A 22674-nucleotide genomic window follows, 5' to 3' on the forward strand; every position below is an offset into this window, starting at 1 on the left:
ACCGTCCGGCCTGACATTATAAAAAACCATCACAGTCGAGAATTCATGGCGGAGTAGACGAATGGACATCACGCATCACCAGCAGGAAAACCCACTGGAGCAATCGCTCAGACTGGCCGCCGACGAGCCTGCCCATCGGCCTGAGTTCTTCCGGACCTTGCTGAGCTCTGCGGTTTACGTTCTCGGCTCGACTGGCACTGTGGACGGCGCAGTGGATCTGGAGTCGGGCAGCAAAGTCAGCATCGCGCATTGGGAAAAACCGGACGGGACTTCTGTGATTCCGTTTTTTCATCACTGCAGACGCTTCAGAAGTCGATAGACAGCGAGGAGTCCTACATCGAGCTGCCAGCCAGATCCTTGTTCGAAATGACACAAGGCGCCCACCTCTTCCTGAATCCGAAATCGCCTTATGGAAAAGAGTTCTTCCCGGAAGAAGTGCGAAATCTGCTGTCCGATCAAGTTGGCCAAAAGGCGACAGTCCGCACAGTAGAAAAAGAAACCCAAGTGCTGCTCGGGCAACCGGCCCAGTACCCGTCGAAGATGGTGCAGTCACTGACGCAATTACTGGGCAGACATCGCAACGTAACGCGCGCGTTTCTTGCGCTGATGCACGACACGTCGGTTGACGAAAAACCGCATCTGATCGTGGGGATCGAGGCTGACGGTGATATTGAACGGGTCTTGCGCGAGGCAGGCAATGTCGCGGGAGATACCGCCCCTGACGGTGAGCCGGTAGACCTCTTTCGCGTGTCTGCGAACGAATCAGGACTTAGTGCTTATTTCCTTAAAGAGACGACACCGTTCTATGAACGCAAACAAGCGAGCAAGTGGCGTTCGATCTTTGGTTTTGGCAAAGACTGATGGAGCCCGCGCAGCCTGGCCCCGGTAAAGTCACCGTTACCGGCCGGGCTGCCACTGTGAATACCTGGGGAGCCCTTCCCCGTCCAGCCAGGCGACGTCATGCTCGGTCCAGATGTGGTACTCAGCTCTGGCGCGAGGATCTTCGTCCAACGTGGCAACTCGTAAGATCATTGCGGCTGAGCCAACTCGCTCAGCCGCGAGATGCGATCCGCAGTGGGAGCAGAAGTGTCGGATCTTCCCCGGAGATGATTCGAAAGCCCTTAGCGCGGCAAGCCCCTGAGTCCACCTGAAGTGTTTTCTCAGAACTCCCGCTGTGGAGACATACGCCGCCGCATGGGTCTTGCGGCAAGTCGTGCAATGACAATGGCTGATTGGCATATCGATGCTGTCGATCTCGTAACCTACAGTTCCACAGGCGCAGCTTCCTTTCATTCATCCTCCCGGTTTTGTCACAGCTTGAACGCAGGTCGGCATCGTACGCCAAAGCGCGCGAGTCAATACAGCCGGTAAATGAAAGGCGGAATCCAGCGGTGACATCATTCAGGCCAGAGACCAACCTGGACATATCAGCGTGATGATGGCCGAACGATATGTTCGCAATTGCAAGGACAAGAAAGCGATGCCAACGAAAAGAATTCGTGGACCGAAAACAAACAAGGGTTTGCATCAGCTTTCGCCCGCAAACCCTTGATTTTAGATGGTGCCCGAAGCCGGAATCGAACCGGCACGCCCTTACGAGCGGGGGATTTTAAGTCCCATGCGTCTACCAGTTTCGCCATTCGGGCGGTAGCGCGGTGTTGCTCTCTTCAGCCGTCGAGTCGCGATCCTCAAAGGATGGCAGGCTTGAGCAGCAGAGCGGGAAATATATACATCAGTTCCCGGTGAAGCAAGTTCGCAATGGCCGTTTTCAAGACTAAATCTTGCAGCGCACTGAAAATAAAAAAGCTCCGTAAATCATGGATCTACGGAGCTTGTTTATAGTGGAGGCCGAGGTCGGAATCGAACCGGCGTAGGTGGATTTGCAATCCACTGCATAACCATTTTGCTACTCGGCCTCAAAACGTTTGTTATCAGTAGCACAACAACAAACGCGTTTTAACTTGGAGCGGGAAACGAGACTCGAACTCGCGACCCCGACCTTGGCAAGGTCGTGCTCTACCAACTGAGCTATTCCCGCTTGGTGATGCGCATTTTATAGAATTAAGAAGCTCCGTCAACCCCTTGATTCAAAAAAGTTTTATTTCTTTTCAACATCGGTCTTCAGATGCGGCCAGGCGGCGCGAAGGTATTGAACCATCGACCACAAAGTCAGGCCCGCAGACACCATCAGCAAGGCATAACCCAGAACAACCCAGAAACTGAAATCCCTCGGGTTGGCCAGCAGAATCACCAGCGCGAGCATTTGCGCGGCGGTTTTCCATTTACCCAGGTTGGACACCGCGACGTGGGCACGGGCGCCGAGTTCGGCCATCCACTCACGTAATGCTGACACAACAATCTCGCGACCGATGATCACCGCTGCGGGCAGCGTGAGCCAGAGATTACCGTGCTCTTGCACCAGTAGCACCAACGCTACTGCCACCATTAGCTTGTCGGCGACCGGATCAAGGAACGCGCCGAACGGCGTGCTCTGCTCCAGGCGGCGGGCCAGATAACCATCCAGCCAGTCCGTTGCAGCCGCAAAGGCAAACACCGAGGCGGAGGCCATGTAACTCCACTGGTAAGGCAGATAAAACAGCAAAATGAAGATCGGGATGAGCAGGACGCGTAGAACGGTAATCAGATTAGGGATATTCATCGGCACAACTGGCTACGAGGTGAGGGGGCATTCTACTCGCTATGCAGGTTCGCATAAATCGACTCTGCGAGCTTTTTACTGATCCCCGGGGCTTTGGCGATCTCTTCGATGCTTGCACGAGTCAGTTCCTGCAATCCACCAAAATGTTTCAACAAGTCGCGACGTCGCGTCGGCCCTACTCCCGCAACGCCTTCCAGCGTTGAGGTGCGACGGGTTTTGCCACGGCGCGCACGGTGTCCAGTAATTGCAAAACGGTGGGCCTCGTCACGGATCTGCTGAATCAGGTGCAGCGCCGGCGAATCACCACGCAGGGTAAATTCGTGAGCCGCATCATTCAGATACAAAGTTTCAAATCCTGCCTTTCGAGTCGCGCCCTTCGCTACACCGAGCAAAATCAGATCTGGCACGGCCAGTTCGTTGAGCACGTCACGCGCCATCGACAGCTGGCCCTTGCCACCGTCCACCAGGAGAATATCGGGCAACTTGCCCTCGCCGTCCTTCAGTTTGCTGAATCGTCGAGTCAGGGCCTGGTGCATGGCGGCATAGTCGTCACCTGCCGTGACACCTTCGATGTTGTATCGGCGGTAATCCGATTTGATCGCACCTTCCGGGCCGAATACTACGCAGGATGCAACCGTCGCCTCACCACTGGAGTGACTGATGTCGTAACACTCCAGGCGCTGCGGTGGCTCATCCAGATTAAGCACTTCGGCCAATGCCTCGAAGCGTGCAGCGGTGTGTTGACGATTGGCCAAGCGCGCGCCCAATGCCTGTTCGGCGTTGGTCACAGCCAATTGCTGCCATCGCGCTCGGGTACCGCGAACCCGGTGGCTGATGACCAGTTCACGTCCACGCAGCTCATTAATCGCCTCGATCAGCGTCGGAAAGTCTTCGTGCACCACGTTGACGATAAGCTCGCTCGGCAAATCGCGTTCCGGGCTGCTGATGAAGTACTGGCCGAGAAACGCCGCCATGACTTCAGAAACGTCCTCTTCAATTCCCACTTGCGGGAAGAAGTTCTTGCTACCCAGCACACGCCCGCCACGGACACTGATCAAATGCACACAAGCGCCGCCCGGGTTGACGAATGCCGCAATGACATCGATGTCGCCCGTACCACCTTCCATACTCTGTTGATCCTGCACACGGCGCAGCAATGCGATCTGATCGCGCAACTCGGCGGCGCGCTCGAACTCAAGGTTGATCGCCGCCTCTTCCATTGCCGTGGACAGTTCATTGGTTAGCGCATGACTGCGTCCCTCGAGGAACATTACCGAGTGACGCACATCTTCGGCATAGACCTCAGGTTCCACCAGGCCAACACAGGGCGCCTTGCAGCGTTTGATCTGGTATTGAAGGCACGGACGAGTCCTGTTCTTGTAATAACTGTCCTCACACTGGCGAACGAAGAATGTCTTTTGCAGCAGACTGAGACTTTCGCGTATGGCCCCGGCGCTCGGATATGGGCCAAAGTACTTACCTTTGGCTTTCTTCGCGCCGCGATGGATGCTCAGACGTGGGAACTGGCCGTCAGACAGAAACACGTAGGGATAGGACTTATCGTCGCGCAACAGAATGTTGTACGGCGGACGCCACTCCTTGATCAGCGTCTGCTCAAGCAGGAGCGCCTCGGTCTCATTCGCCGTAATGGTCGTTTCGACCTGCGCTATGCGCCCAACCAGCGCAGCGGTTTTCGGCGCCAGCCCGGTCTTGCGAAAATAACTGGCCAGACGCTTTTTAAGATTCTTGGCCTTGCCGACATAGAGTAGACGCGCATCGCTGTCGAACATGCGATAGACGCCAGGACGCCCGCTGACGGTCGACAGAAAAGCACCAGAATCAAATGTTTCAGTCATGATCAGGCGCTGGCATCGACCATGCCGTGGCGAACCGCTAACAGCGTCAACTCGACATCGCTACTGATCGAAAGCTTTTCGAAAATACGGTAGCGGTAGGTGTTCACGGTTTTCGGTGACAGGCACAACTTGTCGGAAATGATCTGGACCTTCTGACAGCCGACAATCATCAAAGCGATCTGAATTTCCCGCTCGGACAAGGCATCGAACGGCGAATCGTTGGTAGGCTGAAAGGACTTGATCGCCAACTGCTGAGCGATCTGTGGGCTGATATAGCGCTGGCCAGCGAATACCAGGCGAATGGCCTGCACCATCTCCGGCAATCCTGCACCCTTGGTCAGATAGCCCGCGGCGCCAGCCTGCAACAACCTTGTAGGGAAGGGATCTTCCTCACAAACCGTGACGGCAACGACCTTGATATCCGGATGACTGCGCAACAGCTTGCGCGTCGCTTCCAGGCCGCCAATGCCAGGCATTTTGACGTCCATCAGGACAACGTCGGGTTTCAACTCACGGGCCTTGATCAGGGACTCTTCCCCGGACTCGGCCTGGCCGACCACTTGCAAGCCATCAATATCGGCCAGCATACGTGTAATGCCTGTACGAACGAGATCATGGTCATCGACCACTAGCACCCTAATCAAGCAGACACCTCGCGATATGGTCTTATTGGGATGCCGGACACCTTAGCAAAAAGAGCCAGACAGACCTAGCGGAAAGCCGCATTTAAAAAGTTTCAATTCATCTTTCAGAGCTTGCCGGCCGTGGGTTTCAGAGCACAGGCGTTCTCAAATCAAGCTGCATGCGCAAGAAACACTCGTCCTTACCTTGAACCTGTAGTCCTTTTCTCTGATACAAATTTTTAGCCGGATTATTTTCGAACACAGTGAGTCGCAGCGCCGGACGACGCTCCTTGCGGGTTATTTCAATAACCTGATCAATTGTCCAGGAACCGGCCCCCTGCCCCCGAAAGGCTTCAGCCACTTGTAATTCTCGGATATACAAAGCTCGCGCATCGCGGCTAAGGCTGAAAAACCCTATCTTCACATCATCACGCAATATCAGCCAGTTCTCGCGGCCCGACCAGGCTATGTCGAACGCTTCGTCCTGCCACAACAAATCATGCTGAATGTAGTAACGCAGCATGTTTTGACAGGTGAGATTGCGTGAAAATGTCAGATTCTCTGACGTCGCCTGCCGCAACTGGAATGTCATTCAGTCCACCATCACAGGAACGACCCGCCCCTGCCACGCTCCGGCGTCGCGTTGGGCAACCAGCAAAAGGTCACCCGCCCCCGGCGCAGAAACGATCAATGAACCGCTTTCGGACCATATCGCGCTGCGCCCTGCCGACTGGCATCCGCCGGTAAGACCTGCGTGGTTGGCCATCAACACAGCCATCGTGTGTTGCCGCGCATAACCCTGAAGCAGCGCGGTGTCTGCCGTGTATCCTTTTTCGCTGATCAATACGCCTGCTGCGTACAGGTCAACCCCTTGTTCAGCCGCCACTGCCGCATGACTGGCGTGGGAAAAATCGGCGCAGACCGCCAGCGCGACCCTGTGATTGCCGATGTCCAGGATCGGCCCTCCGAGCCCCGAAGCGAAAACAAGCTCCTCGCCCGAATGCAGATGCTGTTTGCTGTACACCCCGAGCGAACCCTCGGCCCCCAGGACCAGAGCACCAATCAACACTCCAGGATGATTTTTCAACCGAACAGGCATGCCGACGACAGTCGTTACCCCGAACTCACGGGCGACATCGCGCAGCGGTTGAAGGACTGCGTCTTGCGGGTCGATGGCCAGTGCGGCGGCTACTTCGCCTTCATAGCCGGTCAGCGACAACTCCGGGAACACCACAAGTTCAACGCCCTGCTCCGCTGCCACCTTTATAAAACGCTTGTGGCGAACGATATTGCCGGCCAGATCACCGGCAACGGATATCGATTGAGCAGCGGCAATGGTCAACGTCGACATGATGCGTCCCTAGTCTTAGGCAAAACAGCGAGTGTGTCACAGCGCTCACAACACTCAAGCGATAGGTAAATTCCTCAGCGCTCGATAGCATTTTCTGATTGCTGTCGCGTATCGGCGTCGAGTAAGCTCGGCGCATTCAACGGAGACAGACCATGTTCAATGCACTTTCACAGCTTCATACCGCCAGCGCCCTGCGCTCGGTTGTGGCTGCGCGCATGAATGACGTTTGCACTCCTGCCAGCTTTTATTTTGGGTATTGGTTTAGCCACTAGCGCGCCTGATACCCAAAAGGCGCCCATAACACGGGTCGCCACCAGAGAATTCTCAACCCCCGGTCGGCCTCCCGACCGGGGGTTTTGTTTTTTCAGGCCCAAACTTTCAGCAACACTCCAGACAATTTGAGGGATCACCCAATGAACTACGCCACTTATTACCGTTACGACAGCTTTACCGCTTGGCGATTTACCAGCCTCCGCTCGGGACAGCCTGCCGCCTCCGATCGGTCACCCACAGGTGGCAAGCACACACACCTAGCCAATACGGCCAATTGTCGAACACCCCAGTAGGGCGGAGTGAGCGGGAAGCACCCGCCATCAGCCCAGGAAGACCGAATATGAACTCCTCCGTTTCTGCTCTGCCACTGTCATCCCTCGATTGCGCCAACGAAACGCTGACGCTGCGTCTGCCCACTTCGTTGCAGCTCAAGCAGCAGTTGCCTCTGAGCAATGCCCTGACATTGCAAGTCGCTGCTCATCGCCAAGCAGTTCGCGCAATTCTCGATGGCGAAGACCCGCGCTTGCTGGTAATCGTCGGTCCTTGCTCGATCCATGACCCTCAGTCCGCCCTCGAATATGCCAGCAAACTGGCTCGACTTGCCGACGAAGTCAGCGATGAAATGTTGCTGGTCATGCGTGCCTATGTCGAAAAACCGCGAACAACTGTTGGCTGGAAAGGCCTCGCTTACGATCCCCACCTTGACGGCAGTGATGACATGGCCGCAGGCCTTACGCTTTCCCGTGAACTGATGCTCGGAATGATTCACCTTGGCCTGCCGGTTGCCACCGAACTGCTGCAACCTATGGCCGCCGGCTACTTCGATGACCTGTTGAGCTGGGTCGCCATCGGCGCCCGTACGACCGAGTCGCAGATACACCGCGAGATGGCCAGCGGATTGAACATGCCGGTCGGCTTCAAAAACGGCACCGACGGCGGCGCGGCCATTGCTGTCGACGCGATGTGCTCCGCAGCCCATTCGCATCGACATTTCGGGGTCGATAGCCAGGGCCATCCTGCGATCATTCAGACGTCCGGCAACCCAGACACTCATCTGGTCCTGCGCGGCGGCCACCAAGGCCCAAACTACGATCAGTTCAGTGTCGAAAAAATCAACGTCGAGTTGGCCCGCCTGAAAATCCCGGGCCGGATCATGGTTGATTGCAGTCATGCCAATAGTGGCAAGGACCCGCTGCGTCAACCAGCAGTGTTCAATGATGTGCTCGAGCAACGCCTGCAAGGCAATCCATCGCTGATCGGCATGATGCTGGAGTCGCACCTGTTCGAAGGTTGCCAACCATTGAAGCCATCACTGCAATACGGCGTATCCATCACGGATGGCTGCCTGGGCTTCAGCGCAACGGAGCAACTTCTGCTCAAGGCGGCGCAACGTCTTGGCGCGCGTACCAGAGACTGATCGCAGTGCCCACCCTCCGGCTCAAAAGAAAACCGGAGGATGGGCCAGGTTCAACCTACGCCTCTACCCGCACCTGTGTCGCCGCAGACACCTGACTGACATCGTCCAACCGCTCTACCGTGTAGGAAACACGTACGGTCGATCCCTGGTGCTCGTGCCAGAAGCGCTGAGGGACGATAAAAATCAGCGGTTTCCCTGCGGTTTCCCGAGTGATGTCGCGATCATCCCTGTGGCTGAAGAAATCACCGTCACACTTGAGGTAGACCAACTCACCCTCCTGCGTCCGGGCATTGCCGATCACCACGGTTACGCCATCAATTGAATCTTCTGCTACCAGCACGCCATCTTCAGCCTCAAGCACATCGGGAGCGGCCAGCTCACTCTGCAAGAACGGGGCGATGAGGACTCTCGCAGACTCGGACTCGCGAACCGCACCATTCGCTTGCTCGACTCGGTAGCGAACCGTCACCTCGCCATCGAGGTGCGCGACGACGTACTCGGCAGGTACCCAGAATGACAGGACTTCTGCGACAGCAAAGGTCTCGACCTTCAGCCGATCGCTGAACGATAACGGCGATGCCTCTCCCGACCACATCAACGACACCTGGTCACCTACGGCCATTTTGCCGTACGGCTGGAGCGTGATGAGTACACCTTTCACCACCCGCGCCGGATCCAGCGTCCCGCCGACTGCACCTTCGATTTGCGGAGCAAGCAACTGCGCACGCGTATCTCCCACAGTCAATTGCAGGGGCGCAGACAATACGGGCTCGGCCAGACCCGCGCTGGCAAGCGTCCAGTAGATATCCAGAGCGCCGCCGTCCAAAGCGGCAACGTGCATGCCTTTGATCACGAAAATGACGTCTTTGCCAACCTGAGCCTCGCTGACATAGCGAACCTTTTCATGCTGGTAAACGAAGCCCTCGATATCCAGGCCCTCCCAGCTCAGCAACAACCGATCGCCACACGCCATATTCGTATAAGGGGCAATACGAACAACCACCTGGCTCAGCGCAGGATCGAGCACATCGCCTTCCAGTGAGTCGAGTGTCGCGGCAGGCAACAACTGTTGGGTTGTAGAAGGACTGACAGGGTGGCGCATTCGGTAGCAAAACTCGATTTCATGCGTGTTCATTCGTGGCTCCACTCCTTGGACAAAACGCTGCCTCATGACGGCGTCGACAACCCACATTGAACGCGATTGGTGGTGCATTCGATATCAGCCCGATACGCCGGAGACATGGCGCAAAGGCTACGAGCGCAGTAGGCAACCAACGCAAAATCGACTCGCTTCAGGCGGAAGACGGCTAGAACTTCCGATTCGGACTTCACATGTATCCGAAAATTCATACAACCCCTAGTCCATATTCAACGGGCAAGTGAAGCCTCTTCGTACTTCTTCAGCGGGACGGGTGTTTTAGAGTGGCAAACAGATTCCACCGAGAACTCCTGCAAGAAGGTAAATGACATGCAACGGAATGCCACAACGCACTACCCGATCTTGCTGGTACATGGTCTGTTCGGATTCGAGCGTATCGGCCAGTTCGAGCTCTTCCACAAGGTCCGAGAGGCACTCGTAACGACTGGCAACCGCGTGTTTGTGCCGCACCTTTCTGCGGCCCATGACAATGAAGTACGCGGTGAGCAGTTATTGTTGCAAATCGATAGAGTCCTCAAAGGCACAGGAGCTGGCAAAGTCAACCTTATCGGCCACAGCCAAGGTGCACTCGCCGCACGTTATGCTGCTGCGCTTGCACCACACAGGGTTGCGTCAGTGACATCGGTCAGCGGTCCGAACCAGGGTTCTGAACTGGCCGACACCCTGCGCAAGGCGCTGGTGCCCGACCGATTGCCGGAAGTTGTGGCGCAAAACGTGGCGACGCTGTTCGCTGATTTCATTTCTCTGCTCAGCGGAGGGGGCACACTGCCGCAGAACGCATTGGCGGCACTCAATGCATTGACAACCGAGGGGGTGGGCGCCTTCAACGACAGGTTTCCTCAAGGTCTTCCTCCCACGTGGGGCGGGCAAGGCGCCGCACAGGTCAATGGTGTGCGCTATTACTCCTGGAGCGGCGTCCTGCCGGCAACACACCTGCCATCATTCGACCCGATTCAAAATGCCTGCCAGGCGCTTTCGCAATATTTCATGACCGAAGGAGATCAGAATGACGGCTTCGTCGGGCGCTTCAGCTCGCATTTAGGCCAAGTGATCCGTTCCGACTATCCGCTGGACCACCTGAGCACTTTGCGCCGCAGTGCCAGCACCGTCGCCAGCCTGCTCGACCCCATTGCGCTTTACGTCGAACATGCCGCTCGCCTGCGCGCAGTGAATCTCTGAACAGGCTGCTGACAAACGAACGGAACTTTGCCGAGAAATCGCCCACTGAATCCGGTAGGCTCCGCATTTTACTGAAATAGATTGGAGAGTTTCCTCATGGCTAAAGCCACTGCCCGCCACATCCTGGTTGCAAGCGAAGACAAGTGCAACGAACTCAAGTCACAGATCGAAGGCGGCGCTGACTTCGCTGAAGTCGCCAAAGCCAACTCCACCTGCCCGTCCAGCCGTCAGGGCGGCGACCTGGGCTCGTTCGGTCCTGGCCAGATGGTCAAGGAATTCGACACCGTGGTTTTCAGCGCGCCGATCAACGTCGTGCAAGGCCCGGTGAAAACCCAGTTCGGTTATCACCTGCTGGAAGTCACCAGCCGTCAGGACTGATCCCTCGTCCGGTTTGCTGTGCAACGGCCCGCCCTTTGGTGGGCCGTTGTGTTTGAGTTACACGATTGGGCTGGCGACTGACGCGCCTCTCGCGTACAAATTGCGCATATCGATCACCCGGCTTTAAGGCTGACAATGCGACTGGCTTTTTCCACATTGATGTTCACTGCCGTGGCTCTGCTGTTGAGCGCCGCTGGTGTGAACGCCGCACCGCAACATGCGTTGACCGTCTACGGCGAACCCGCCAAATACCCGGCCGGCTTCAGCCACTTCGACTACACCAATCCGCAGGCCCCGAAAGGCGGGACAATGCGCCGCTCGGCGGTCGAAATCGGTCACTTCGATCACATGCTGCCGTACATCGACAAAGGCATCGGCGTCACCCAGATCGACGGCATGCTCTATTCCCCTTTGGCCCAGCGTTCGATGGACGAGCCTTACACCGTCTACGGCCTGGTCGCACAACAGATGGAGCGCTCGGAAGACGGTTTGTCCTTGCGGTTCTACATCAACCCCAAAGCGCGTTTCGCCGATGGCAAACCGATTACCGCCGAAGACGTGCGTTACACCTATGATCTATTGATGACCCAGGGCAGCCTGCGTTATCGCACCCAGTTCGCCGATGTCAAAGGCGTTGAAGTGGAAGCACCGCTGACGGTGCGTTTCGATTTCAAAAGCAATGAAAACCGCACCTTGCCGCTGGACATCGCCACCCTGCCGGTATTTCCCGAGCATTGGTGGAAGAGCCGTGATTTCGCCGGCGGTGGCGGCTATGAACCCCCGCTGGGCAGCGGCCCGTATCGTGTCGGCAAGGTCGACTCCGGGCGCAGCATCACCTTTGAACGCAATCCCGACTGGTGGGGCAAGGACCTGCCGGTCAGTCGCGGACTCTATAACTTCGACCATTTCAGCATCGAGTACTTCGGCGACACCGATGTAGCCCGCCAGGTGCTGCGCGGCGGCGCCTATGATTACAACCGTGAGTTCTCTGCCACCGGCTACTCCATCGGTTACGACAGCCCGGCCCTGAGTGACGGGCGCCTGCAAAAGGCCCACCTGGCCACCGAGGCACCGCAGTCGGCGCAGGGCTTCGTGTTTAATCTGCAACAACCGGTGTTTCAGGACCGCCGCGTGCGACAGGCGCTGGCCATGCTCTGGGATTTCGAGTGGAGCAACCGGCAGATGATGCGCAACATGTACATCCGCCAGCAGAGCTACTTTTCCAACTCCGAGCTGGCGGCGCGGCAACTTCCCGATGCGGCAGAGCTGAAAATCCTCGAACCCTTGCGCGGACAGGTTCCCGACGAGGTCTTCACTCAGGTCTTCCAAGCCCCGAAAACCGATGGCAGCGGCCTGATTCGCGACAAGCAGTTGCAGGCCCTCGCACTGCTTGAGCAGGCCGGCTGGAAACCCGATGGCGATCAACTGGTGAACGCCGCCGGAAAGCCGCTGAGTTTCACCTTTCTGGTCAGCCAGAACGGCATGGATCGTTTGCTGTTGCCTTACAAGCGCACGCTGAAACAGATCGGCATCGACCTCAATATTCGTCGCATCGACTCCTCGCAATACGTCAATCGACTCATGAGCCGTGACTACGACATGATCGTCACCGGTTATCCCGTCACGACGTCTCCGGGCGGTGAGCTGCTCAACTACTTCGGATCGATTTCGGCCAATGATCCCGGTGCCAACAACTACATGGTGCTGAAAAATCCGGCGGTCGATACCTTGATCAACGGTTTGATCCGCGCCTCGACCCAGAGCGACATGCTGCATTACGCGCATGCGCTGGATCGGGTGCTGCAATGGAACTTCTACTGGATTCCCAACTATTACCCACCGGGGACTTCCACGGTCTGGTGGAACCGTTTCGGCATACCGGCGGTACAAGCGAGCAACGATGAAGCCATCGAGAGCTGGTGGGAGATCAGCAGCACGCCGCTGACCAACCAACAGATGACTGCCGAAAAAATCGCTCGCGGCAGACCTGGAGGCGCGCACTGATGTGGGCTTACATACTGCGGCGTCTGCTGCTGATCATTCCGACGCTGGTAATCATCCTGCTGGTCAATTTCGTGATCATCCAGGCCGCGCCCGGCGGGCCGGTCGAACAGGCCATCGCTCATTTGCAAGGCATTGGCGGCGCCAGTGTCGGCGGCAGTTCCAGCGAGACCATGAGCAGCACCTCGCGCGCCAGCCGTGGCCTCGATCCGCAACTGATCAAGGACATCGAAAAACAGTACGGTTTCGACAAACCGGCGCACGAACGCTTGTGGCTGATGCTCAAGAACTACGCGCAGCTGGATTTCGGCAAAAGCTTTTTCCGCGGTGCGACGGTCACTGACCTGATCCTCGAAAAAATGCCGGTGACCATCTCCCTCGGGCTCTGGGCGACGCTGATCACTTATCTGGTGTCGATTCCCTTGGGCATCCGCAAAGCCGTACACCACGGCAGCCATTTCGATATCTGGAGCAGCACCGCGATCATCATCGGCTACGCCATGCCGGCGTTTCTGTTTGCGATGTTCCTGATCGTGGTGTTTGCCGGTGGCACATCCCTGAACTGGTTCCCGGTGCGCGGTTTGGTGTCGGACAACTTCGAATCGTTGTCGACGTTGGGCAAGATCGCCGACTACTTCTGGCATTTGGTGCTGCCCGTGACGGCGCTGGTGATCGGCGGATTTGCTACCTTGACCATCCTCACCAAAAACTCGTTCCTCAATGAAATAACTCGCCAGTACGTGGTCACCGCCAGAGCCAAAGGCCTGAGCGAGCGCCGCGTGCTGTACGGGCATGTGTTTCGCAACGCGATGCTGCTGGTGGTATCGGGGATTCCCCAGGCATTCATCAGCGTGTTCTTTGCCGGGTCCCTGCTCATTGAGGTGATCTTCTCGCTCGACGGCCTCGGTCGCATGAGCTACGAAGCGGCCGTGTCGCGGGACTACCCGGTGGTGTTCGGTTCGCTGTTCATCTTCACCCTGTTCGGACTCTTGATAAAACTGATCGGTGACCTTTGCTACACACTGGTCGATCCGCGCATCGACTTCGCCGCGAGGAACGCCTGATGTTCAAGCTCTCGCCCCTGGGCCGTCGTCGTTTCGAACGTTTCAAGAAAAACCGCCGCGGCTGGTGGTCGTTGTGGCTGTTTATCGGCCTGTTTCTGCTAAGCCTCGGAGGCGAACTGATCGCCAACGACAAGCCGTGGGTGGTCAGCTATCAGGGCCAATGGTATTTCCCGGTGCTCAAGCGATACACCGAGCAGGAGTTTGGCGGGCAATTGCCGTTTCAGGCTGATTACCGCAGCGACTATGTGCAGAACCTGATCCGCAAGGACGGTGGCTGGCTGTTGTTCCCGCCGATTCCGTTCAGTGACGACACACCCAACTACGACCTCAATCAACCGGCCCCGAGCCCGCCGTCATCGGTCAATTGGCTGGGCACCGACGATCAGGCGCGGGATGTATTGGCACGGGTGATTTTCGGCGCCCGGGTGTCGATTCTGTTTGCGTTGATGCTGACCTTTGTCAGTGCCTTGATCGGCATCGCCGCCGGCGCCCTGCAAGGTTATTACGGTGGCTGGGTCGACCTGATCGGACAACGCTTGCTGGAAGTCTGGAGCGGCTTGCCGGTGCTCTACCTGCTGATCATTCTCTCGGGGTTCGTCGAACCGAATTTCTGGTGGTTGCTCGGGATCATGGCGCTGTTCTCGTGGCTCGCACTGGTGGACGTGGTGCGCGCCGAGTTCTTGCGCGGCCGCAACCTGGAATACGTAAAAGCCGCGCGGGCGCTGGGTTTGAGCGACCGCAAAGTGATTGTCCGGCACATACTGCCCAACGCCATGAACGCGACGCTGAGCTACCTGCCGTTCATTCTGACCGGGGCGATTTCCACCCTGACAGCGCTGGATTTCCTCGGCTTCGGCATGCCCGCCGGCAGCGCGTCCCTGGGCGAGCTGATCGGTCAGGGCAAACAAAACCTGCAAGCACCGTGGCTCGGGTTGACGGCGTTCTTCACCCTGGCGCTGATTCTTTCCTTGCTGGTGTTCATTGGCGAAGCACTGCGCGATGCCTTTGATCCACGCTCCTGACGCGGTTAATGACATGACGGACAACCTGATCGAAATCCGCGACCTCAACGTCGCCTTCCACGGCCAAAGCGCAGTGCGCAACCTGTGCCTGGACATTCGCCCCGGCGAGTGCCTGGCGCTGGTCGGCGAATCGGGCTCGGGCAAATCGGTGACGGCTCATTCGATCCTGCAACTGCTTCCCGAGGGCGATGCGCAAACCACCGGCAGCATCCGTTATCGCGGCCAGGAGCTGGTCGGCTCGGACCCAAAGGTCTTGCGCGAGTTACGCGGCAACCGTATCGCGATGATCTTTCAGGAGCCGATGACCTCGCTCAACCCGCTGCACACCATTGCAAAGCAGATCGGCGAAACCCTGCTGGTGCACCGTGGAATGGGCGGCAAAGCCGCGCAACAGCGCATCCTCGAACTGCTCGAACTGGTCGGCATCCAAAAACCCGAAGAACGGCTCAAAGCCTATCCGCATCAACTCTCCGGCGGGCAGCGGCAACGGGTGATGATCGCCATGGCCCTCGCGTGCGAACCGGAATTGCTGATTGCCGATGAGCCGACCACTGCACTCGATGTGACCGTGCAGCGCAAGATCCTGCTGCTGCTCAAATCCCTGCAGCAACGCCTTGGCATGTCGTTGCTGCTGATCAGCCACGACCTCAATCTGGTGCGCAGCATCGCCCAACGGGTCTGCGTGATGAAGGCCGGAGAAATCGTCGAACAGGCGCCGTGCGAAACGCTGTTTACTGCGCCGAAGCACCCTTACAGCTGCGTCTTGCTCAATGCCGAACCGGACGGCGAAGCCCTGCCCCGGGACGAGCGCGAGAACGTGCTGGAGGTTGATGATCTGCGGGTCGAGTTTGTCGTCGGTGGCGGGCTGTTTCAGCGCAAGCAGTACCTGCGCGCGGTCGATGGCATCAGCCTGAACATCCAGCGTGGCAAGACCCTGGGCATCGTCGGCGAATCCGGCTCGGGCAAATCCACACTGGGGCAGGCGATCCTGCGTTTGCTCGACTCCGAAGGCAGTATTCGCTTCCAGGGCCAGGCCCTCGACGGTCTGGATCAGAAACAGCTGCGGCCATGGCGCCGACAGATGCAGGTGGTTTTCCAGGATCCTTTCGGCAGCCTCAGCCCACGGATGTCAGTGGCGCAGATCATCAGCGAGGGCCTGGAGGTACATTGCCAGTCCACCGCCGAGGAATGCGACGAGCAAGTCATCCGCGTGCTCGAGGAAGTCGGCCTCGACCCGCAGAGCCGCCACCGCTACCCCCACGAGTTCTCCGGTGGTCAGCGTCAACGCATTGCCATCGCCAGAGCACTGGTGCTGAAACCGGCGCTGATTCTGCTCGACGAGCCGACCTCGGCACTCGATCGCACTGTGCAGAAACAAGTGGTGGCCCTGCTCCGCCAGCTTCAGGAAAAACACGGCCTGACCTACCTGTTCATCAGCCACGACCTGGCAGTGGTGCGCGCCCTCGCCCACGACATGATCGTGATCAAGGATGGCAAAGTGGTCGAACGCGGTGCCAGCCATGAGGTGTTTGATACGCCGCAGCATCCGTACACTAAAGAGCTGTTGGCGGCGGCGCATCCGGGGTAAGCATCCTCTCGCGCCTGCCTTGGGATCGAGTCGCCTCTATCGCGGGCAGGCTCGCGCCTTCAGGGAATGCATTTCAAATGCAGGATTGAGCCTGCTCGCGATGAGGCCGGCATTGGCAACACACCATCAGGATCTGCCGTCATGAACACCACCGAAAGCCTCAAGGACTACCAACGCGTTCGCACGCTGGCGATCCGTTCGTTGTTCGAGATCATTGAGCAATCGAGCGAAGGCACGGTCATTGTTGATCGTGACGCCAATATCGTCTGGATGAACGAGCGTTACGCGCGGCGTTTTGGTCTGCAATCGGCGGAAGGCGCCATCGGCAAGCCCTGCGAAAGCGTGATTCCCGGCAGTCTGTTACGTGACGTCGTACGCACGGGGCGGCCGATTTTGCTGGACATGCAAGACACGCCAAAAGAGCCGCTGGTGGTGATGCGCCTGCCGATTCATGACGACGCCGGCAGCGTGATTGGCGCCATTGGTTTTGCCCTGTTCGATGAGTTGCGCACATTGTCGCCCATGCTCAAACGTTACTTGAGCATGCAGGAAGAACTGGCCTCGACCCGCTCCCTGCTGCGCGCGCGGCAGACCAAATACAATTTCGCTCATTTCATCGGCACCAGCGCGGCCAGCCTGGAAGTCAAACGCCGCGCCCGGCGCAGCGCCAGTGCTGAGTCACCGGTGTTGTTGCTCGGCGAAACCGGCACCGGCAAGGAGTTGCTCGCCCAAGCGATTCACAGCGCGTCGCCACGGGCGCACAAGGCGTTTGTCAGCATCAATAGTGCGGCGATTCCAGAGGCGTTGCTGGAGGCAGAGTTTTTCGGCACGGCGCCCGGCGCCTTCACCGGCGCTGACCGCAAGGGTCGCACCGGCAAATTGCAGATCGCTCAGGGCGGCACGTTGTTTCTCGACGAGATCGGCGACATGCCGCTGCCGCTGCAAAGCAAACTGCTGCGGGTGCTGCAGGAAAAGGAATTCGAACCGGTCGGTTCCAATGAGGTGATTCAGAGTGACGTGCGGGTGATCGCCGCCACCTCCACGGATTTGCAAGCGGCGATCAAGCGTGGCGAGTTCCGCGCCGACTTGTACTACCGCCTCAATGTGCTGCCGATCCAGGTGCCGCCATTGCGTGAACGTCTTGATGATCTGCCGGCGCTCAGCGAAGCCATTCTGGAAGAGCTGCGCAGTCAGCATGAATTGCACCGCGATGCGCTGGAACTGCTCGGACAGCACGCGTGGCCGGGGAACATCCGCGAGCTGCGCAACGTGCTGGAGCGAGCGGCGTTGCTCAGTGATGACTTGATGCTCAGTGAACAGGACATTGCTGCGGCCATCGGTACGTTTACGCCGGTTGAGCGTGCGTCGACGCCGATGCTTGAGCCGCTGACTAACGAGACATTTGCGCAGGCGCGCGAGCGTTTTGACCGACAACTGATTCAGTCCACCCTCGTGCAATGCGCGGGCAAGGTACCGGAGGCTGCGGCTCGACTGGGACTGGGGCGCTCGACGCTGTACAAGAAAATGCTGACGTTGGGGATTGCAGAGTCTCAATAACGAGACTTTATCTCCATATATAGATAGACACACAGGAGTGCTTCGCACTCATCGCGAGCAGGCTCACTCCTACAGTTTGACGGGTGTACACCTCACCCTTGTAGGAGTGAGCCTGCTCGCGATGATGCCAAATCGATCAACGCAATCTCAAAACAGAGATGAATAACGCGTTCGCGACTCAAGAACCCACATAAACTTCTTATATTTCAATCACTTACATATTTGGCACAGATCTGGCTTTACCCGCTCCCAGACCCGTTTCAACCACAAAAATAACAATCCCTGGAGAACACACCATGAGTGTGATCATTGCTTTGGCAGCCCTCGCGCTGCTGATGCTCGCCGCCTACCGCGGCTACAGCGTTATCCTTTTCGCCCCGATCGCCGCCCTCGGCGCTGTCCTGCTCACTGACCCTTCTGCCGTCGCCCCTGCGTTCACCGGGGTGTTCATGGAGAAAATGGTCGGTTTCATCAAACTGTATTTTCCGGTGTTCCTGCTCGGCGCTGTGTTCGGCAAGTTGATCGAGCTGTCGGGTTTCTCGCGTTCGATTGTCGCTGCTGCCATTCGCCTGCTTGGCACCCGCCAGGCGATGCTGGTGATCGTGCTGGTCTGCGCCCTGCTCACTTACGGCGGCGTGTCACTGTTTGTTGTGGTGTTTGCGGTGTATCCGTTTGCGGCGGAGATGTTCCGTCAGAGCAATATTCCCAAGCGCCTGATCCCCGCGACCATCGCCCTCGGCGCGTTTTCGTTCACCATGGACGCCCTGCCCGGCACGCCGCAAATCCAGAACATCATCCCCAGTACCTTCTTCAACACCACCGCATGGGCGGCGCCGTGGCTGGGTGTGATCGGCACGATTTTCGTGTTCTGCGCCGGCATGCTGTTCCTTCAGCGTCAGCGCAACAAGGCGCAACGGGCCGGCGAAGGGTATGGCACCGAACTGCGCAACGAGCCGGAAACCGCTGAAGACCTCAAGCTGCCAAACCCATGGATCGCCCTGTCGCCGTTGCTGGCGGTGGGCATCATGAATCTGCTGTTCACTCAATGGATTCCGCAGTGGTATGGCAAAACCCACAGCCTCGCGCTGCCCGGCATGGCGACACCGGTCACCACCGAAATCGCCAAATTGACCGCAATCTGGGCCGTTCAAGCGGCGTTGCTGATCGGCATTCTGATGGTGTTGGCGTTCGGCTTTAAAGCGATCCGCAGCAAACTCGCAGAAGGCAGTAAAAGCGCCGTCAGCGGCGCGCTGTTGGCGGCGATGAATACAGCCTCGGAATACGGTTTCGGCGCGGTGATCGCTTCGCTGCCGGGCTTTCTGGTGCTGGCCGACTGGCTTAAACAGATCCCCAATCCGTTGGTCAACGAAGCAATCACCGTGACCTTGCTGGCCGGTATCACCGGTTCGGCTTCGGGCGGCATGAGCATTGCGCTGGCGGCGATGTCCGAGCAGTTCATCAGCGCCGCGCACGCCGCCAACATTCCGCTGGAAGTCCTCCACCGCGTGGCCGCGATGGCCAGTGGCGGCATGGACACCCTGCCGCACAACGGCGCCGTTATCACCCTGCTGGCGGTCACTGGCCTGACGCACCGCGAAGCCTATAAAGACATTTTCTGTATTACGCTGATCAAGACCCTGGCGGTTTTCGTAGTGATCGGCACTTTTTACGCCACTGGCATTGTGTGAGGTATTGATGACGACTCTTTCAGGCAAGACTGCACTGGTTACCGGTTCCACCAGCGGCATCGGCCTCGGCATTGCGCTGAGTCTGGCCAAGGCTGGCGCCAATCTGATTCTCAACGGTTTCGGCGATGCCTCCAAAGTCATCGCCGACGTCAGCCAGTTTGGCGGCAAGGTCGGCCATCACCCGGCCGACGTCAGCGACCCGGCCCAAATCGCCGACATGATCGCCTACGCCGAGCGCGAATTCGGTGGCGTCGACATTCTGGTCAACAACGCCGGCATTCAACATGTCGCCGCCGTGGAGGAATTCCCCGTCGAGCGTTGGGATTCGATCATCGCCATCAACCTCTCCTCGGTATTTCACGGCACTCGTCTGAGCCTTCCGGGCATGCGCAGCAAGGGCTGGGGGCGGATCATCAACATCGCCTCGGTGCATGGGCAGGTCGGTTCGACGGGCAAGGCTGCCTACGTGGCGGCCAAGCACGGGGTGATCGGTTTGACCAAAGTGGTCGGCCTGGAAACCGCGACCAGCAATGTGACCTGCAACGCGATCTGTCCGGGTTGGGTGTTGACGCCGCTGGTGCAGAAACAGATCGATGATCGCGCGGCCAATGGCGTCGATCAGCAGCAGGCGCAACATGATTTGCTGGCAGAAAAACAGCCGTCGCTGGAATTCGTCACGCCGCAGCACTTGGGCGAACTGGTGTTGTTCCTGTGCAGCGAGGCTGGCAGCCAGGTGCGGGGCGCGGCGTGGAATATCGATGGTGGGTGGTTGGCGCAGTAGTCCACCGGCAGTCCGCGTCATCGTTCATCGCGGGCAAGCCACGCGATTGGATCTGAAGATAAAACAAGAGGCAAACAATGTCCGACATCCTTTGGCAACCCGAGGCCAACCGTATCGCCCAGTCGCGCCTGGATACTTTCCGGCGCGCCATCAACGAGCGCCACGGGCTCGACCTGGCCAGTTACGACGAACTCCACACCTGGAGCGTCGAACAGCGTGAAGCCTTCTGGCAGGCGATCGTCGATCAATTCGACATCCGCTTTCACAGCCAACCCGACGCGGTGCTGCGCGAGGGCTTACAAATGCCCAGCGCCGAATGGTTTTCCGGCGCTACCCTGAATTTTGCCGAACACCTGCTGCGCCGCCGCGACGATGCCGTGGCGGTGGTCGCCGTCGCGGAAAACGGCCAGCGCGAGCAACTGACCTGGGCCGAACTGGCGCAACACGTCGCCGGCTTCCAGAACAGTTTGCAAGCAGCCGGCGTCGGCCTCGGCGATCGGGTGGCAGCGTGCATGCCCAACACTTGGCAAACGTTGGTGGCGATGCTCGCGACCACCAGCCTCGGCGCTATCTGGTCCTGTTCGTCGCCAGACTTTGGCACCCATGGCGTGATTGACCGTTTCGGCCAGATCGAGCCGAAGGTGTTGATCACCTGCGCCGGCTATCGCTATGCCGGCAAAGAGATTGACCAGACCGGCAAACTCAACGAAATCCTCCAACAACTGCCCTCTCTGCGGCAGTTGATCATCGTCCCCTACGCCCGTGCACAAGCGCGCAGCGAGGATTACCGAACCAGCGCCAACGTCACGCTATGGAACGACTTTTATCAGCCCGGCGACGAGCCGCGGTTCATCCCGGTACCGTTTGATCACCCGCTCTACGTGCTGTATTCCAGCGGCACCACCGGTGTGCCGAAATGCATCGTTCACAGCACCGGCGGCGTGTTGTTGCAGCATGTGAAAGAACACGGCTTGCACGTCGATCTGGGCCCCGGCGACCGCTTGTTTTATTACACGACGTGCGGCTGGATGATGTGGAACTGGCTGGTTTCGGCGCTGGCGGTGGGCAGCGCGGTGGTGTTTTACGACGGCTCACCGTTTCATCCTTGCAATCGGCGCCTGCTGGAGTTGATCGACGATGAGCGCATCAGCGTGTTCGGCACCAGTCCCAAGTTTCTCGCGACACTTGAAAGCAGTGGCGTCATACCGCGCGCGGAGCACGACCTGAGCAGCCTCAAGACGTTGCTCTGCACCGGCTCGGCGCTGTCGCCGCAGAGTTACGATTTTGTCTACCGCGACTTCAAGGCAGACGTCTGCCTCAGCTCGATGTCTGGTGGTACCGACATCGTGTCCTGCTTCGTCAACGGTAATCCGCTGTTGCCGGTACGGCGCGGTGAAATCATGGGCAAGAGCCTGGGCATGGCGGTTGAAGTGTGGAATGACGACGGGCGGCCGGTGATCGGCGAAAAAGGTGAGTTGGTGTGTACCCGGCACTTCCCGGCGATGCCGATTGGCCTGTGGAACGACGCGGACGGCGCAAAGTTGCGCCAATCCTATTTCAGTCTGTTTCCCGGTGTCTGGGCGCAAGGCGATTACGCCGAACAACTGGCCCACGGCGGGATGCTCATTCACGGCCGCTCCGATGCCGTGCTCAACCCCGGCGGCGTGCGCATCGGTACGGCGGAGATCTATCGCCAGGTTGAAAAAGTCCCGCAAGTGCTGGACAGCGTGGCCATCGGGCAGCAATGGCAGGATGACGTCCGCGTGGTTTTGTTTGTCCGCCTCGAAGACGATGTCGAACTGGATGAAGCGCTGCAACAGCAGATTCGACAGGTCATTCGGGACAACACCACGCCACGGCATGTGCCGGCGCGGATCGTTGCGGTGAATGACATCCCGCGGACCATCAGCGGCAAGGTTGTCGAACTGGCAGTGCGCAATGTCGTGCATGGCGAGCGAGTAAAAAACACCGATGCACTGGCCAATCCTGAAGCGCTGGAGCAGTTTCGGGATCGGCTGGAGCTGAGCAACTGATCCTGGCGGAGGCGGTGAATCTGACCAGAAGCACTGGCGACAGCG

The 22674-nt window shown here is 58.3% G+C and carries 19 protein-coding genes, 3 tRNA genes and 1 pseudogene; 13 read left to right on the forward strand and 10 right to left on the reverse strand.

The features are described from left to right. Positions 1–61 precede the first annotated feature (61 nt). Positions 62–381: pseudogene (locus JFT91_RS29715) on the forward strand (SseB family protein); the annotation flags it as partial. A 159-nt stretch (positions 382–540) separates the two neighbouring features. Next, positions 541–861 carry an enhanced serine sensitivity protein SseB C-terminal domain-containing protein gene (locus JFT91_RS29720; RefSeq protein WP_242489339.1) on the forward strand — a complete coding sequence of 107 codons (321 nt, stop codon included), beginning with the start codon at positions 541–543 and terminating at the stop codon, positions 859–861. Between the two features lie 36 nt (positions 862–897). Here the strand turns inward: JFT91_RS29720 and JFT91_RS19970 are convergent, their stop codons facing one another. From JFT91_RS19970 to JFT91_RS20010, 9 genes are all read right to left on the reverse strand, one after another. Beyond that, the gene (locus JFT91_RS19970; protein WP_201233593.1) at positions 898–1293 is read right to left on the reverse strand and encodes a GFA family protein; all 396 of its coding nucleotides are present in this window, start codon (positions 1291–1293) and stop codon (positions 898–900) included. A gap of 266 nt (positions 1294–1559) precedes the next feature. Further along, positions 1560–1646 (reverse strand) — tRNA-Leu (locus tag JFT91_RS19975). A gap of 196 nt (positions 1647–1842) precedes the next feature. Further along, positions 1843–1916 (reverse strand) — tRNA-Cys (locus JFT91_RS19980). 46 nt (positions 1917–1962) lie between these two features. Then, positions 1963–2038: transfer RNA gene (locus JFT91_RS19985), tRNA-Gly, on the reverse strand. A gap of 60 nt (positions 2039–2098) precedes the next feature. After that, entirely contained in the window at positions 2099–2659 is a 561-nt protein-coding gene (gene pgsA, locus JFT91_RS19990) for a CDP-diacylglycerol--glycerol-3-phosphate 3-phosphatidyltransferase (protein WP_008080159.1), read from the reverse strand. Positions 2660–2691: 32 nt separating this feature from the next. Continuing rightward, the gene (gene uvrC / locus JFT91_RS19995) at positions 2692–4515 is read right to left on the reverse strand and encodes an excinuclease ABC subunit UvrC (protein ID WP_201226020.1); all 1824 of its coding nucleotides are present in this window, start codon (positions 4513–4515) and stop codon (positions 2692–2694) included. Positions 4516–4517: 2 nt separating this feature from the next. Beyond that, entirely contained in the window at positions 4518–5159 is a 642-nt protein-coding gene (gene gacA, locus JFT91_RS20000; protein WP_024012761.1) for a response regulator transcription factor GacA, read from the reverse strand. Between the two features lie 127 nt (positions 5160–5286). Then, entirely contained in the window at positions 5287–5730 is a 444-nt protein-coding gene (locus tag JFT91_RS20005) for a GNAT family N-acetyltransferase (protein ID WP_201233594.1), read from the reverse strand. Then, positions 5731–6489 carry a carbon-nitrogen hydrolase family protein gene (locus JFT91_RS20010; protein WP_201233595.1) on the reverse strand — a complete coding sequence of 253 codons (759 nt, stop codon included), beginning with the start codon at positions 6487–6489 and terminating at the stop codon, positions 5731–5733. 613 nt (positions 6490–7102) lie between these two features. Between JFT91_RS20010 and JFT91_RS20015 the strand changes: the two genes are divergently transcribed. Beyond that, entirely contained in the window at positions 7103–8179 is a 1077-nt protein-coding gene (locus JFT91_RS20015; RefSeq protein WP_201233596.1) for a 3-deoxy-7-phosphoheptulonate synthase, read from the forward strand. 55 nt (positions 8180–8234) lie between these two features. Here the strand turns inward: JFT91_RS20015 and JFT91_RS20020 are convergent, their stop codons facing one another. Beyond that, entirely contained in the window at positions 8235–9314 is a 1080-nt protein-coding gene (locus JFT91_RS20020) for a hypothetical protein (protein ID WP_201233597.1), read from the reverse strand. A 231-nt stretch (positions 9315–9545) separates the two neighbouring features. Between JFT91_RS20020 and JFT91_RS20025 the strand changes: the two genes are divergently transcribed. The 10 genes from JFT91_RS20025 to JFT91_RS20070 all read left to right on the forward strand — a co-directional run bounded on the left by JFT91_RS20025 (position 9546) and on the right by JFT91_RS20070 (position 22629). After that, positions 9546–10517, forward strand: coding sequence for an esterase/lipase family protein (locus JFT91_RS20025; protein WP_518524888.1), 972 nt, complete (start codon positions 9546–9548; stop codon positions 10515–10517). A 96-nt stretch (positions 10518–10613) separates the two neighbouring features. Further along, positions 10614–10895, forward strand: a complete 282-nt coding sequence (locus JFT91_RS20030) for a peptidylprolyl isomerase (RefSeq protein WP_201148009.1) — start codon at positions 10614–10616, stop codon at positions 10893–10895. Between the two features lie 135 nt (positions 10896–11030). After that, complete coding sequence (locus JFT91_RS20035; protein ID WP_201233599.1) at positions 11031–12899, forward strand: extracellular solute-binding protein; 1869 nt, start codon at positions 11031–11033, stop codon at positions 12897–12899. Then, positions 12899–13960, forward strand: coding sequence for a microcin C ABC transporter permease YejB (locus tag JFT91_RS20040; RefSeq protein ID WP_003225430.1), 1062 nt, complete (start codon positions 12899–12901; stop codon positions 13958–13960). Before JFT91_RS20035 ends, JFT91_RS20040 begins: the two co-directional genes overlap by 1 nt. Continuing rightward, the gene (locus tag JFT91_RS20045) at positions 13960–14982 is read left to right on the forward strand and encodes an ABC transporter permease (RefSeq protein WP_201226027.1); all 1023 of its coding nucleotides are present in this window, start codon (positions 13960–13962) and stop codon (positions 14980–14982) included. Before JFT91_RS20040 ends, JFT91_RS20045 begins: the two co-directional genes overlap by 1 nt. A gap of 13 nt (positions 14983–14995) precedes the next feature. Beyond that, positions 14996–16570, forward strand: a complete 1575-nt coding sequence (locus JFT91_RS20050) for an ABC transporter ATP-binding protein (RefSeq protein WP_201233600.1) — start codon at positions 14996–14998, stop codon at positions 16568–16570. Positions 16571–16711: 141 nt separating this feature from the next. Next, positions 16712–18127 carry a sigma-54 interaction domain-containing protein gene (locus JFT91_RS20055; protein ID WP_201233601.1) on the forward strand — a complete coding sequence of 472 codons (1416 nt, stop codon included), beginning with the start codon at positions 16712–16714 and terminating at the stop codon, positions 18125–18127. A 296-nt stretch (positions 18128–18423) separates the two neighbouring features. After that, complete coding sequence (locus tag JFT91_RS20060) at positions 18424–19815, forward strand: GntP family permease (protein WP_201233602.1); 1392 nt, start codon at positions 18424–18426, stop codon at positions 19813–19815. Between the two features lie 7 nt (positions 19816–19822). After that, positions 19823–20596 (forward strand): 3-hydroxybutyrate dehydrogenase, encoded by a 774-nt coding sequence (gene hbdH / locus JFT91_RS20065; protein ID WP_201233603.1) that lies wholly within the window; start codon positions 19823–19825, stop codon positions 20594–20596. Between the two features lie 77 nt (positions 20597–20673). Beyond that, positions 20674–22629, forward strand: a complete 1956-nt coding sequence (locus JFT91_RS20070; RefSeq protein WP_201233604.1) for an acetoacetate--CoA ligase — start codon at positions 20674–20676, stop codon at positions 22627–22629. Positions 22630–22674: the final 45 nt, after the last annotated feature.

This window comes from Pseudomonas sp. TH08, assembly GCF_016651275.1.
Lineage (GTDB): Bacteria > Pseudomonadota > Gammaproteobacteria > Pseudomonadales > Pseudomonadaceae > Aquipseudomonas.